8 protein-coding genes are annotated in these 14,768 nt (G+C 72.1%); 3 read left to right on the top strand and 5 right to left on the bottom strand.

What is annotated here, in order from left to right; genetic code table 11:
* Window positions 1-49: 49 nt before the first annotated feature.
* From SLP03_RS13565 to SLP03_RS13545, 5 genes are all read right to left on the bottom strand, one after another.
* On the bottom strand, window positions 50-2,863 hold the full coding sequence (locus SLP03_RS13565; protein ID WP_319460933.1) for a M14 family zinc carboxypeptidase: 2,814 nt from the start codon (window positions 2,861-2,863) through the stop codon (window positions 50-52).
* A gap of 95 nt (window positions 2,864-2,958) precedes the next feature.
* Window positions 2,959-3,666: a fasciclin domain-containing protein gene (locus tag SLP03_RS13560; protein WP_319460932.1), complete on the bottom strand. Its 708-nt coding sequence runs from the start codon at window positions 3,664-3,666 to the stop codon at window positions 2,959-2,961.
* Between the two features lie 73 nt (window positions 3,667-3,739).
* Entirely contained in the window at window positions 3,740-5,860 is a 2,121-nt protein-coding gene (locus tag SLP03_RS13555) for a M14 family zinc carboxypeptidase (RefSeq protein ID WP_319460931.1), read from the bottom strand.
* Window positions 5,861-5,984: 124 nt separating this feature from the next.
* The gene (locus SLP03_RS13550; RefSeq protein ID WP_319460930.1) at window positions 5,985-6,641 is read right to left on the bottom strand and encodes a response regulator transcription factor; all 657 of its coding nucleotides are present in this window, start codon (window positions 6,639-6,641) and stop codon (window positions 5,985-5,987) included.
* Between the two features lie 188 nt (window positions 6,642-6,829).
* Entirely contained in the window at window positions 6,830-8,236 is a 1,407-nt protein-coding gene (locus SLP03_RS13545; protein WP_319460929.1) for a glycosyltransferase family 4 protein, read from the bottom strand.
* A 320-nt stretch (window positions 8,237-8,556) separates the two neighbouring features.
* On the opposite strand from SLP03_RS13545, the gene glgX reads away from it, so the two are divergent.
* The 3 genes from glgX to treZ are packed head-to-tail and all read left to right on the top strand — an operon-like array spanning window position 8,557 to window position 14,742.
* Window positions 8,557-10,674 (top strand): glycogen debranching protein GlgX, encoded by a 2,118-nt coding sequence (glgX, locus tag SLP03_RS13540; RefSeq protein WP_319460928.1) that lies wholly within the window; start codon window positions 8,557-8,559, stop codon window positions 10,672-10,674.
* Window position 10,675: 1 nt separating this feature from the next.
* Window positions 10,676-13,012 carry a malto-oligosyltrehalose synthase gene (gene treY, locus SLP03_RS13535; RefSeq protein WP_319460927.1) on the top strand — a complete coding sequence of 779 codons (2,337 nt, stop codon included), beginning with the start codon at window positions 10,676-10,678 and terminating at the stop codon, window positions 13,010-13,012.
* A complete protein-coding gene (gene treZ / locus SLP03_RS13530; protein WP_319460926.1) occupies window positions 13,009-14,742 on the top strand; it encodes a malto-oligosyltrehalose trehalohydrolase in 1,734 nt (577 codons plus the stop codon). The genes treY and treZ overlap by 4 nt, the downstream gene beginning before the upstream one ends.
* The last annotated feature ends 26 nt before the right edge of the window (window positions 14,743-14,768 follow it).

Here is a 14,768-nt window from a genome sequence, read left to right as displayed (position 1 = left end):
CCGTGGGTCGGCGGCCTTCGTGTCGGTTGCGCCCGTGCTGGCCGGTGCGTCAGCCCACCAGGGAGCGGAGCGGGATCTGTGCGTCCCGAAGGGCGCGTACCAGGTCAGCCAGGAACGGGTGCTCGTCGGCCTGCAGGCCGTCCGGATTCGGAATCACCAGGTAGGCCGACCCGTCCGCCAGGGAGACCCGGGCGGTGTCGGTGTACCGGGCGACGACCGCTTCGGCGCGGTCGCGGTCACCGGCCGCCACCTCGACGGTGATCGGCCGCCACTCGCCGCCCACCTCCTCCGCCAGCGGCTCGGCCGCCGCAGCCGCCCGGGCGGGGTCGACACCGGTCGTGCGCCGCAGGCCACCGCGGTTCGCCGGCTCACCCGACGGATTGAGCAGGGCGTTGGCCACCAGGTGCAGCCCGTTCTCGTTGTACGCCCGGAAGAGCGGGTTGAACGCGAACAGGACCGCCCGGCCGGCGCCGGTGGGCTCGTCCACCAGCGCGACCGTCCCCTTGAGTGCGTCGCCATGGACGGTGTAGCCGTTCGACCAGAAGGTGTCACCGGAGGGGTAGGTGAGCACGTTGGTGCCGGTGGTGCTCGGGCCGAGGATCGGGTCGTTGTTGTTGAACTCGAAGTCCTCGGCCGGGCGGCCCAGCCCGACGGGGCTGCCCCGGTCGACGTCGACCCGGAAGTGCGAGCCGATCACTTGGTAGCCGGTCGGCTTCGGCTTCTCGGTGGTGGAGGTGAGACCGGCGGCGCGGGCCAGCCGGGTGCCCTCGTTGCGCAGGCCGATGTAGGTGCGTCCCTGGGCGATCCAGGCCCGCAGGTTGGCCTGCCCGGCCGCGGTGAGCCCGCCGGTGGCGCTGCTGCCGTCCGGTACGAGCAGCACCGTACGGTCGGTGAACGCCGGCGTGTTGTCGTTGATGTCGGCGGTGGTCACGGCCTTCAGGTCGAGGCCCCACCGCTTGCCGAGCACGTACCGGGCCTCGCCGTGCGAGCCGGAGGTGGTGGAGATGCCGGTGCCCTGGAACAGCCCGACATCCGGCAGATCCACCGGGGTGCCGTTGGCTGCCGGGCGGTTCGGGGTCAGGGTCACCCCGAGGGACCTGGCAAGCTTGTCGATCTCCTTGGTCAGGCTCCGGGCGGGGAATCCGACCACGCCGGTGTCGAGGTCACGGACGAGCGGCACGCCCTGGCCGAGCAGCCGGAAGGTGAGTTCGGCCGCCGCTGCGGAGTCCAGCGGGTACGCGTACGAGCCGTTCGCCCCGGCCGCCGAGGTCGTGCCGCCGGAGATCTGCCGGACCAGCTGTGCCTGGGGCCGGACGTCGTCCCCGGTGTAGATGGTGTCCACACCCATCAGCAGCGGGTTGCTCCAGGACGACACGTCGTAGAAGTACGGGAACGGCACGTACGGGTCCTCGCCCATGATCGCCTGGATCCAGTGCTTCTGCGGCTGGTCCAGCGGGATCCAGTACGCGCCCACCGGCACCGTGACGTCGGTCGCGGTGCGCCCGCCGAAGATCCGGGCGGTGGGCACCGTGGTCGGCTTCGTCACCTCGTACACCTCGACGTCCATCCGGCGCAGCCGCTCGACCAGCCGGCGCACGTCGGCGAGCTGACGGTCGGGGAGCAGGAAGTACGAGCGGATCTTGACGTCCGGCACCGGGAACTGGACCGTGTTGGTCGGCTGGACCACCTCGTTCGGCTCCAGCGTCCCGGCCCTGCCCTCGGCGAGCGCGTCCGTCCAGATCTTGAAGTAGCTGGTCAGCACCTCGTGCTTGTTCGCGGCGGCCCAGCCGAGGGTGGACCACTGCGTGTTGAACTGCTGCTGGACCCGGTCGGCCACCGCCGACGCGCTGCCCTTCTCGAAGGTCATGCCGGCGGCGCCGAAGCCGGCGGCCGGGACCGTGTCGCCGTACCCCATGAAGAACATGTCGTACGTCGAGTAGTTGAAGTAGCACTCGGTGGTGAGGGCCCCGCCGCAGGCGCCGTTGAAGCCGAAGCCGGCCTTGTTGGCCTCGCCGATCCGGTTGATCCAGTCGACGTTCTCGCTGGCGATCTCGTGGTGGATCGGGTCGGCGTTGGGCGGGAAGAAGTACTGCCGGCCGCCCATCTCGTGCGCGTCGATGAAGACCTGCGGCGGGTACTGCCGCAGGAGTTCGATCTTGCCGTCGGTCTCCTGCTGGGTCCGCGCGAACCAGTCCCGGTTCATGTCGAAGCCGTACTCGTTCTGCCGCCGGCTGGCGTCGCGGCCGTCCGGGTTCTGCGTCGGCACGATGACGGTGACCAGGTTGTCGTTCCGCTCCGCGACCGCACAGGACAGGCCGGACGCCAACTCGTACAGGGTCTTGAGGGCGGCGTCCGTACCGCTCTTCTCGCCGCCGTGCACGTTCGCGGTCACCCAGACGATGGCTGGGCGGTCGGTCGCGGTCCCGGCGGCCTTCTTCGCCGTGATTCCGCGCGGATCCCGCAGCTCGCGGATGTCGTTGGCGATCTGCTGCAGCGCACCCTGCTGGACGTGCCGCTCGTTGGACACGATGGCGTACGGCAGCGGCTGGCCCAGCACGCTCGTCGCCATGACGCCGGTGACGACGCGGTCGGAGGCGGCGTCGACGGTCTTCAGGTAGTTACGGACCTCGTCGTTGGTGACGACCCGCTCCTGGCCCGTGCCGAGCGGAAAGCCCAGCGCGGACTCCGGGCTGGGCACGGTGGACAGCCGGGCGGCGGGGTCGCTGCTGCAGCCGGGTGTGGTGGTGGCGGCGGCCGGGGCGCCACCGAGCAACGGCGTCATGCCGGCCAGCAGGAGCAGCGCGGCGACGCTGGCCGTTCTTCTCGTGGGGACCGCCCCGGGCGGACGCTTGGACAGGCGCATCGGGATACCTCTCTTCGCTTGGCGGAAGATCGATTGAGGTGAATCGAAACCGTATGATCTGCGGTTTCCTGAGGTCAAGACTCAGCTCGTGCCGTTCAGTGCGCGCGGTGCCCGTCCTCGCTGGCGGTGGTGGGCAGGTCACCGAGCACTCGGTTGATCATGTGGATCCGTGCGTTGGCGACCTGATAGTCGGCGCACACCGTGTCGGCCCGGTCGGCCAGGCGTGCCGTCCCCCCGCCCCCGGTGACCGTGACCCTCGTACCGGCGAGCGTGGTTACCCCGCCCGCGGCCACCATGTCGGACAGTGACAGCGACCCGGCGACGAGGTGCTCGCGGAGCAGGCCGCGGAGCTTGTCCTTCTGGACGAGGAGCAGTTGGTCCAGGTTCTCCTCGGAGAACTTGGCCGCGAACGCGTCGTCCGTCGGGGCCAGGATGGTCAGCCCCGACCCGCCGCGCAGGTCGGCCGCCAGCCCGGACGCCCGTACCGCCGCCTCGAACGTGGTGAGTACGGGAAGCCACTGCAGGGCCACCTCGGCCGGCTGCCCGGTCAGTGCCGCCGGGTTGCCCGGTTCGCTGCCGGAGGGCAGCAGGTCGCACAGGGGTCCGCGTACGACGGGCGCCGCCGGTGCGGCAGCTCCACCGGCCGCCGCGGGCGGCTCGGCGCCCGAGCAGCCCGCGGCGGTGAGCACCAGGGACACGGCGACCGCGGCGAGCGCCGCCAGCTGTCGCCGGGGGTGACGACGGCGGGCCGGCCGCCGGAACCGGTGCAGGGCTCGGGGTGGCGGGAGGATGGGCTGGTCCACGGCGTTCTCCAGGTCCGGTCGGATCGTACCGGCAGGCCCGGCAGGCCGGGCTGCCGGTACGACGATCAGCAGGTCACAGGCTCGCGCACTGGCCGCTCTTCGGACCCTGGGCCGAGTTGCCCAGCCCGAGGTCGACCGGTGCCACCGTGTTGCCGCTGCAGCGCAGCGGGCCCGTCACCGTGTTGGCCGCCAGCAGTGGCGCGTCGCCCCGGTTGTCCGACACCTCGACCGGGCCGGTGACCGTGGCGTCGACGACCACGACCGGGCCGCTGGTCGCCGCGATCCGGACCGGTCCCTCCACCGCGCTGTCGGTCATGAAGACCCCGGCGGCGCCGCTGGCGTCCACCGGGCCGGTGATCGACGAGCCGGTCGCGATCAGCGTCGCGCCCGCCCGCACCCGGACCGGACCCGTCACGGTGGCGTCCCGCAGGCAGGTCACCCCGGAGACCACCAGCTGACCGCTGTGCTTACCGGTCACGGTCGGGTACAACCGCTCGGCGTCCACCAGCTTCTCGACCGCCTGCCCGTCGAGCAGCAGGGGGACCAGCCCTCGCTCCGGCTGGGTCATCGGCACGACGTACCCGTCGGAGACCTTGACCACCTTCCAGCCGTGCGCGGCCAGCCGCTGGGCCACCGTGGTCCGCAGGTCGGCGGGACCGTCGGTGCGCGCCCCGTGGTACTGCTCCTCGGTGAGTTTGTACCCGCACGGCACGTCGTCCAGGATCTGACCGTCGCGCGGGGCATCCAGGGGAGGCGGGCTGTCGCCCGGGTGCGGCGCCGGGTACACCTCGATCGGGCGGGAGCCACGGAAGACGATCCGGCCGGTGTTCGAGACCTGGAAGGTGATCGCGTCGGCCCTCGCCGAGGTGATCTTCGTGAGGTTCGCCCGGTGGTAGTCGAGGAACTGGTTGAAGGTCCACAGCGCGGAGTACGCCTTGCGCCGCCGGTTGTTCGCCGTGTTGCCCTCGTCCGGCCGGGTGGTGCCACCGGAGCTGCGCAGCTCCAGCAGTGAGTTGACGACGTTCTTGAGCCCCAGCGTGTTGCGCAGGATCGTCTCCTCGCTCAGGCCCACGTTCCCGCCGCCGGCACACCCGTACGGGCATGGCCACCAGCCGTCCCTGGCGCCCTGCTCGTACATGTGGCCCTCGATCATGTGCTGCGACTCGTCGAAGATCGACCGGGCGACGTTCTGGTGCCGCGGCGGCAGCATCGGCAGGTCGCCGGCGCTGGAGTTGCCGAACTCGTGCCCGTCGTAGCCGGCCACCGGACGGTAGTCGCGCAACATCTGCACCAGCGCGAACGTCTCGGGCTGGCGGATCAGCGAGTAGTCGCGGTTCAGGTCCTGGCCGGTGGAGTTGCCCCGGGTGTTGGCCGCCCGGCCGTCGCCGTTGATGGTGGGCACGATCAGCACGGTGGTGTGCGACAGCAGGTCGAGCGTCCGGGGGTCGTTGCTGAAGGCCAGCTGCCGCGCCATGATCAGGCAACCTTCCCGGTCGCCGGGCTCGTTGCCGTGCACGTTGCAGTTGACCATCAACGGTGAGGTCGCCGCCACCGCCTCCGGGGTGGCCGGCGGCGTGGGGTAGCCGATGATGAACATGTTGATCGGGCGGCCGAGCACGGTCCGGCCGATCTCCGTCACCCGGACGCGGTCGCTCAACTCGTCGATCGCCGCGGTGTAGGCGTACTCGTTGACGTCGCTCGTGTATTGCGCCGCGAGAGTGGTCTCCCACTGGGTCCGCAGGTTCTCGCCCGGTACGTTCGGGTCGCCCCACGGCGCCGAAGTGGTGCCGGACACCGGTTCCGAGTACGGCTGCGCGGTGGTCCCGACGCGGGCACGCACCCGCCACTGGAACCGGGCGCCCGGGTTGAATCCCGCGTCGGCGAAGGTCGGTGAGGAGTTGTTGATCTGGCGGTTCGGCCGCCAAACGCCGGTGATCACGGATGGGCCGGTTGCCGAGTCGTCGGCGGCCACCGGCGTGCGCTCGATCTGGTAGTCGGTGGCGCCGTCGACGGGCGTCCATGCGAGGGTGGCGTAGCCGTCACCCTGCACGACCGTGAGGCCTTGTACCTGGTTCGGCTCGGTCTGCGTTGCGACAGCCGCCGGTTCGGCCTGTGCGGGCGCGGGCATGGTGACCGCCGCGAGGCTGGCGGCGAGGAGGACGGAAAAGATCGTCGTCGTCCGTCTGTTTCTCATGGAAACTCCAGAACAGGTGGGATGGCACGGTGTGGACACCACACACCAGCCACGCCGTCCACGGTCGACGGTGCGGGATTTCTTGAGGATGATCTGAGGATCGGGTCGGGAGCCCCGCGCCGGGCTACCCCGGCCGTAGCCGGTAGCCCACCCCGCGTACGGTCTCCACCAGGCCGGCGTCGTCGAGCTTGCCCCGCAGGGCCGCGACGTGGACGTCGAGAGTGTGCCCGGCGTTCCAGGTGGTCTGCCAGATGTCCATCAGCAGCCGGTCCCGGGACACGACCGTTCCCGCCTGCCGGGCCAACGCCATCAGCAGCGCGAACTCCTTGCGGGTCAGGCTCACCTCCCGGTCGGAGAGCCAGACCCGCCGGGCGTTGAGGTCGACCCGCAGGTCGCCGACCTCCAGCGTCGCCCCAGCTGGCGTGGCGCGGGCCGTCCTGCGCATCACCGCCTCGATCCGGGCCTGCAGTTCCGCCATCGAAAACGGCTTCACGACGTAGTCGTCGGCACCCGCCCGTAGCCCCGCTATCCGGTCCCGCTCCTCGGACCGGGCGGTCACCGCGATGATGGCGACGTCCTCGTTGTGGCGGCGGATCTGCCGGCACAACTCCAGGCCGTCCCGGTCGGGCAGGTTGAGATCGAGCAGGACGAGATCGACCGGCTCCGCCGCGGCCGCCTCCGACGCGGTGGTGGCCGTGATGATCGCGTGGCCCCGGCGGCGCAGCGCCGCCGCCAACGCGGACGCGACTCGCAGATCGTCCTCCACCAGAAGCACCCGCACCCGCGTCTCCTCGGACCTCGTCCCGACAGGTCCAAGCGAGTCTGTCCGATGGACACCGGCCGCAACCAGGCCGGACGCAAGATCGTGACCGCACGACGGGTGTCTCGGCCCATCCCGGTGACTCCGCCGGACCGCGGCCGCCGTCGGGCGGGCGACCCCGCACGAGGTCGCCCGCCCGCCGGTACGCCTCAGCGCAGGCCGGCGGCGGCCAGCAGGTTCCCCTCCGGGGTCGGCGCGGGCATCCGGCCCAGCGTCATCCGCAGCTCGGCCCGCTCGGTGGTGAACGCCGCGTCGCCGGCGATCGCGGTGGCGTACGCGGTCGCGGTCCGGTGCGCGATCGCCGACCAGCCGTACTGCTCGTGGACCATGGTGCGGGCTCGGCGGGCGAGCACCCGGGCCCGCACGCGGTCCGACAGCAGGGCGTCGACGGCCTCGGTGAGGCCGTCCGGGTCCTGCGGGGCGAAGGTCACCCCGGTGACGCCCGGCTCCACGATCTCGGCGAGGCCGCCGGTGCGGGCGACCGCCAGGGGCGCGCCGGCCGCGGCGCCCTCCAGGGCCACCATGCCGAACGGCTCGTAGATGCTGGGCACCGCGAAGCAGTCCGAGGCGGCCATCACGGCCGGCAGGTCGGTGCCGCCGAGGAAGCCCGGCATGCTCACCGTGCCGCCCAGCCCGAGCCGGTGCACCTCGGCCTCCAGCGTGGCCTTGTACGGGCCGTCGCCGACGATCACCGCGCGCAGTCCCGGGTGCCGCTCGCGCAGTCGGGGCAGCCCGGCGAGCAGGTGCTGCACACCCTTCTCGTAGACCAGCCGGCCGGCGAAGGTGACCAGCGGGCCGTCCCCGGCGAACCGGGCCCGGGCGGCGGCGACCGCGGCGGCCGATGCCCGCCAACGCTGTGGTTCGACGCCGTTGGGCACCACGTCGACCCGGGTGGTCGGCACGCCGAAGAGCGCGCTCACCTCGTCGCGCATGTACCCGGAGCAGACGATCACCCGGCCGGACTCGGCGCTGAGCCACTGCTCGACGCCGTGGATGGTGCGGTTCATCTCCTCCGGCAGCCAGCCCTGGTGTCGACCGGCCTCGGTCGCATGGATGGTGCTGACCAGGGGCACGTCCAGGTGCTCGCGCAGGGTCATGGCGGTGTGCGCGACCAGCCAGTCGTGGGCGTGGATGACGTCGTACGAGCCGGACTCCGCGGCCCTCAGCGCCGCCCGGGTCAGGGTGTGGTTGAAGGCCATCGTCCAGGCCAGCAGGGAGCCGGTGGCGAGCGGGAAGGTGACCGGGTCCTCGGCGGCGCGGATGATCCGGACGCCGTCGGCGTACTCCTCCAGGGGTGCGCCGTCGGCGTGCCGGGTGATGACGGTGACCTCGTGGCCGGCGGCGGCCAGGGCGACCGACAGCGCGTGCACGTGCCGGCCGAGTCCGCCCACCAGCACCGGCGGGTACTCCCAGGAGAGCATCAGGATGCGGCGGGTCCGCGGGGGCACGCCGGCGCCGGGGCTCTGCTGCGGGATCTGGGGCCGGGAGGTCAGGGTGGGCCGGTGGGTCCGGTCCGTGGCGGTGGCGGGCTGCTCGCCGACCCGCAGGGTGGTCACATCAATCTCCGTCCATGCACGAAGGATCGCGCCGGCAACGGTGGCGGCGGAAAGAGGGTGGTGGGGGTGGCCGAGGGGCCGAGGCGGACCGCCCGCGCGGGCGCGTCCGGATAAAGCAAAGGGCATCACGCGGTCCCGCGCACCTCGAAAAGGCCTATCGTGACGGAAGACACCCGACGGCCCGCCGAGCCCCAGGTGGGTGGATCTCGGGTGTGGCCCGATCGGGTGGATTGGTCGCCGTGGTGGCGGGGCACTAGCGGCGTGCGCACCGACGGCCCCGCCCGTCCGGCGCGCTCACGATCATGTGCCGAAGGAGCGACATGCAGGTCTGGCCGGGCGATAGCTATCCCCTTGGCGCCACCTACGACGGGATGGGGACCAACTTCGCGATCTTTTCCGAGGTGGCCGAGAAGATCGAGCTCTGCCTGTTCGACGAGTGGGACACCGGCGCCGAGCGCCGGGTCGAGCTGCGCGAGGTCGACGCGTACGTGTGGCACGCGTACATCCCGGGCATCGAGCCGGGTCAGCGCTACGGCTACCGGGCCCACGGGCCGTACGACCCGGCCAACGGGGTTCGCTGCAACCCGCACAAGCTGCTGCTCGACCCGTACGCGAAGGCGGTCGACCGGGAGGTCTCCTGGGACCCGGCGGTCTACGACTACGTGCTGGGCGAGCCGGACCGGATGAACGAGACCGACTCGGCGCTGTTCATGCCGAAGTCGGTGGTGGTCAACCCGTACTTCGACTGGGGCAACGACAAGCCGCCGCGCACCCCGTACCACCACTCGGTGATCTACGAGGCGCACGTGCGCGGGCTGACCATGCGGCACCCGGACATCCCGGAGGAGCTGCGCGGGACGTACGCGGCCATCGCCTCACCCGTCATGATCGACTACTTCAAGCGGCTCGGGGTGACCGCGGTCGAGCTGATGCCGGTGCACGAGTTCGTGCACGACCACCGCCTCGCCGACCTGGGGCTGCACAACTACTGGGGCTACAACACCATCGGCTTCTTCGCCCCGCACCACGGCTACTCCGCGCTGGGCCGCCTCGGCCAGCAGGTGCAGGAGTTCCGCGGCATGGTCAAGGCGCTGCACGCGGCCGGCATCGAGGTGATCCTCGACGTGGTCTACAACCACACCGCGGAGGGCAACCACCTGGGCCCGACGCTGAGCTTCAAGGGCGTCGACACCGCCAGCTACTACCGGCTCTCGGAGTCCGACCGGCGGTACTTCGTCGACTACACCGGCACCGGCAACAGCCTCAACGTGCGCAGCCCCCACTCGCTCCAACTGATCATGGACTCGCTGCGCTACTGGGTGACCGAGATGCACGTCGACGGCTTCCGATTCGACCTCGCCGCCACCCTGGCCCGCGAGTTCTACGAGGTGGACCGCCTCTCCACCTTCTTCGAGGTGGTGCAGCAGGACCCGGTGGTCAGCCAGGTCAAGCTGATCGCCGAGCCGTGGGACGTCGGCCCCGGCGGCTACCAGGTCGGCAACTTCCCGCCGCAGTGGACCGAGTGGAACGGCAAGTACCGGGACACCGTCCGGGACTTCTGGCGCGGCGAGCCGGCCATCCTCGCCGAGTTCGCCTCCCGCATCACCGGCTCCGCCGACCTCTACCAGGACGACGGCCGCCGCCCGTTCCACAGCATCAACTTCGTCACCTGCCACGACGGCTTCACCCTCAACGACCTGGTGTCGTACAACGACAAGCACAACGAGGCCAACGGCGAGGAGAACCGGGACGGCGAAAGCCACAACCGGTCCTGGAACTGCGGCGTCGAAGGGGACACCGACGACCCGGGGGTGCTCGCCCTGCGGGCCCGGCAGCGGCGCAACTTCCTGGCCACCCTGGTGCTCTCCCAGGGCGTGCCGATGATCGGCCACGGCGACGAGCTGGGCCGCACCCAGCACGGCAACAACAACGCGTACTGCCAGGACAGCGAACTGGCCTGGGTCGACTGGGAACGGGCCGACGACGAGCTGCTCGGGTTCGTCCGCCGGCTCACCGACTTCCGCAACCGCCACCAGGTGTTCCACCGGCGCCGGTTCTTCACCGGGCTGCCGGTCGGCGGCCGGGCCGCCGGGTCAGGCCTGCCCGACCTCGCCTGGTACACCCCCGACGGCCGGGAGATGACCGGCGAGGACTGGGGCAACGACTTCGGTCGCTCGGTCGCCCTCTTCGTCAACGGGGACGGCATCCCGGAGCGCGGCCAGTACGGCCAGCGCCACCGGGACGACTCGTTCCTGCTGCTGTTCAACGCGCACGACGCGCCGCTGGACTTCACCCTGCCCGGGGAGGAGTTCGGGCAGCGGTGGGAGCTGGTGATCAGCACCGCGGAACCGGATCCGGAGAAGACCACGCTGGTCGAGGCGGGCGGCACCGTCTGCGTGCCCGACCGCTCCCTGCTGGTCCTGGAGAGGACGGCCTGACATGTCCGACACCCCCCGACCCGACGTGACGACGGCAGCGACGACGCGGGTCGGGTCGACCTACCGCGTCCAGGTACGGCCCGGCTTCGACCTCGACGCCACCGCCCGCCTCGCCGACCACCTCGCCGACCTCGGCGCCACCCACCTGTACAGCGCGCCGCTGCTCACCGCCACCCCCGGCTCCGCGCACGGCTACGACGTCGTCGACCACCGGGCGGTCAACCCCGAACTCGGCGGCGAGGCCGGCCGGCAGCGGCTGGTCCGCGCCCTGCGCGCGGCCGGGCTGGGCATGGTCGTCGACATCGTCCCGAACCACGCCGGGGTCGCCCAGCCGGCGGCCAACCCGGCCTGGTGGGACGTGCTGCGCCGGGGCCGGGTCTCGGCGTACGCCGGCTGGTTCGACATCGACTGGGACCAGGGCCGGCTGCTGCTGCCGGTGCTCGCCGACACCCCCGACGCGCTGCACGACCTCAAGGTGGTCGAGGGGGAGCTGCGCTACCACGAGCACCGCTTCCCGATCGCCGACGGCACCGGCGCCGGCAACCCGCGCGAGGTGCACGACCGGCAGCACTACCAGCTGGTCTCCTGGCGGCGCGGCGACGCCGAGCTGACGTACCGCCGGTTCTTCGCCGTCTCCGACCTGGCCGGCCTGCGGGTGGAGGACCCCGCGGTCTTCGCCGCGACCCACGCGGAGATTCTGCGCTGGGTCGACGCGGGCGAGGTGGACGGCATCCGGGTCGACCACCCGGACGGGCTGCGCGACCCCGCCGGCTACCTGGCCCGGCTGCGCGCGGCCGCGCCGGCCGCGTGGCTGGTGGTGGAGAAGATCCTCGAGTACGGCGAGGAACTGCCCGCCTGGCCGGTGGACGGCACCACCGGCTACGACGCCCTGGCGGCGGTCAGCGGACTCTTCGTCAACCCGGACGCGGAAGGTGACTTCACCGCCCTCGACACCCGGCTCACCGGCCACCACACCTCCTGGCAGGACCTCACCCACGACACCAAGCTGGCCGCCGCCACCCGGCTGCTCGCCGCCGAGCTCAGCCGGCTCGCCGCGCTCGTCCCGGAACTCGACCGGGAGGAGACCCGGGCGGCCCTGGCCGAGCTGGCCGCCTGCTTCCCCGTCTACCGCGGCTATCCGCCGGAGGGCGCCCGGCACCTCGCCGCCGCCCGGTCCGAGGCGGGCCGCAGACGCCCCGACCTGACCGCCACCCTGGACGCGGTCACCGCTCGCCTGCGCGACCCCGGGCACGAGTTGGCCGCCCGCTTCCCGCAGCTCACCGGCGCGGTGATGGCCAAGGGCGTGGAGGACACCGCCTACTACCGGTGGAGCCGGTTCGTCGCGCTCAACGAGGTCGGCGGCAGCCCGGCCCACTTCGGCGTGTCCCCGGCGGAGTTCCACCGCTTCGCCGCCGCCCGGCAGGTGCGCTGGCCGGCCAGCATGACAGCGCTCTCCACCCACGACACCAAACGCGGCGAGGACGTCCGGGCCCGGCTCGCCGTCCTGGCCGAGCTGCCGCAGCGCTGGGCCGAGCGGGTGCAGGACTGGATGTCCCGGGCCCCGCTGCCCGATCCCGCCTTCGCCCACCTGCTCTGGCAGACCGCCGTCGGCGCCTGGCCGATCGAGCGGGACCGGCTGCACGCGTACGTGGAGAAGGCCTCCCGGGAGGCCTCGGCCTCGACCAGCTGGGCCGACCCCGACCTGGCCTTCGAGCGCGAGCTGCACGCCCTGGTCGACCGGATGTACGACGACCCGGAGCTGCACGCCGAGATCACCGCGTTCGCGGCCGACATCACCCCGGCCGGCTGGTCCAACTCGCTCGGACAGAAGGTGGTCCAGCTCGCCATGCCGGGGGTGCCGGACACCTACCAGGGCACCGAACTCTGGGAGAACTCCCTGGTCGACCCCGACAACCGCCGGCCGGTCGACTTCGCCGTACGGCGGGACCTGCTGGCCCGGCTCGACGGCGGCTGGCGGCCCGAAGTGGCCGCCGACGGCGCGGCGAAGCTGCTGGTGGTCTCCCGGACGCTGCGGCTGCGCAGGGACCGCCCGGAGCTGTTCGCCGGCTACCGTCCGGTGCCGGCGCGCGGCCTGGCCGCGCGGCACGCGGTCGCCTTCGACCGGGGCGGCGCGATCGCGGTGGCCACCCGGCTGCCGCTGCGCCTGGCCCTGGCCGGCGGCTGGCGGGACACGACCCTGTCACTTCCCGTTCATTCGGTTACCGACTTGTTCACCGGTCAGGTCTACAGTGGCTCTGAGCTGCCCATGCATGATCTGCTGAGCACGTATCCCGTCGCCCTGCTGGCTCCCACCGACTCCGTGGAGGCTGCCCCATGACCGAGTTCACGGTGTGGGCGCCCGAGGCCGCCCGGGTCCGGCTGCGCCTGCCCGGCGCCGCCGACCACGAGATGCGCTCCGGCCCGGGCGGCTGGTGGCGGGTCGAGGTGCCGGGCGCCGGGCCGGGCACCGACTACGCGTTCCTGCTCGACGACGACGACCGGGCGTTGCCCGACCCGCGGTCGGCGTGGCAGCCCGCGGGGGTGCACGGGTCGAGCCGGCTCTACGACCACGCCGCCCACCGCTGGACCGACCAGGACTGGACCGGCCGGCAGCTGCCCGGCAGCATCCTCTACGAGCTGCACATCGGCACCTTCACCCCGGAGGGCACCTTCGACGCCGCCATCGGCCGTCTCGACCACCTGGTCGAGCTGGGCGTGGACATGATCGAGCTGCTGCCGGTCAACGCCTTCAACGGCGAGCACAACTGGGGCTACGACGGGGTCTGCTGGTACGCCCCGCACCAGCCGTACGGCGGGCCGGACGGCCTGAAGCGCCTGGTCGACGCCGCGCACGCCAAGGGGCTGGGGGTGATCCTCGACGTCGTCTACAACCATTTCGGGCCCTCCGGGGCCTACGCGCCGATGTTCGCGCCGTACCTCACCGAGCAGAACAACACCTGGGGCCGCACCGTCAACCTGGACGGCCCGCACTCCGACGGAGTACGCCGCTACATCGTCGACAGCGTGCTGATGTGGCTGCGCGACTACCACGTCGACGGGCTGCGGCTGGACGCCGTGCACGCCATGCCGGACTCCCGGGCCACCCACTTCCTGGAGGAGGTGGCGGTCGAGGTGGAGTCGCTCTCCACCCACCTGGGCCGGCCGCTGTCGCTGATCGCCGAGTCCGACCTGAACGACCCGAGGGTGATCATCCCGCGTGAAGCCGGGGGCTACGGCCTGCACGCCCAGTGGAACGACGACGCTCACCACGCCCTGCACAGCCTGCTCACCGGCGAGCGGCAGGGCTACTACGGCGACTTCGGCTCGCTGGAGTGCCTCGCCGACGTGCTGACCGGCGCGTTCTTCCACGCCGGCACCTGGTCCAGCTTCCGCAGCCGCAGCCACGGCCGGCCCGTCGACCGGCAGCGCACCCCCGGGCACCGGTTCGTGGCGTACCTGCAGAACCACGACCAGATCGGCAACCGGGCCACCGGCGAACGGATCTCCGCGACGCTCTCCCCGGCGCTGCTGCGGGTCGGCGCCACCCTGCTGCTGACCGCGCCGTTCACCCCGATGCTGTTCATGGGGGAGGAGTGGGCGGCCACCACCCCGTGGCAGTTCTTCACCAGCCACCCCGAGCCGGAGCTGGCCACCGCGGTGGCGACCGGGCGGAGGCGGGAGTTCGCCGCGCACGGCTGGCCGCCCGGGAACGTGCCCGACCCGCAGGACCCGCAGACCTTCGTCCGGTCCCGGCTGGACTGGGCCGAGCTGGACAAGCCCGAGCACCGGGAGATGTACGACTTCCACCGCCGGCTGATCGCGCTGCGCAAGAGCCGCCCCGACCTGTCCGACCCGCGACTGCACGCCGTCGACGTCCGGCACGGCGACCAGTTCCTGCTGATGCGCCGGGGTGAGTGCCTGGTGGTGGCGAACCTGGCCGGCAAGTCGCAGCGGATCAACCTGCCCGGGGTGGTGCGCACCGTGCTGCTGGCCACCGGGGACGGGGTCACCGTGATGCGCGACGGGATCGAGCTACCGGCCGAGACGGCGGCGATCGTCGCGCTCTGATCCGGCGCTGGCTACCGGTCCGGGCC

Source organism: Micromonospora sp. RTP1Z1 (assembly GCF_033804685.1).
Classification (GTDB): domain Bacteria; phylum Actinomycetota; class Actinomycetes; order Mycobacteriales; family Micromonosporaceae; genus Micromonospora.
The sequence above is the reverse complement of the archived record's forward strand: the minus strand, read 5'-3'. Positions and strand labels throughout refer to the sequence as shown.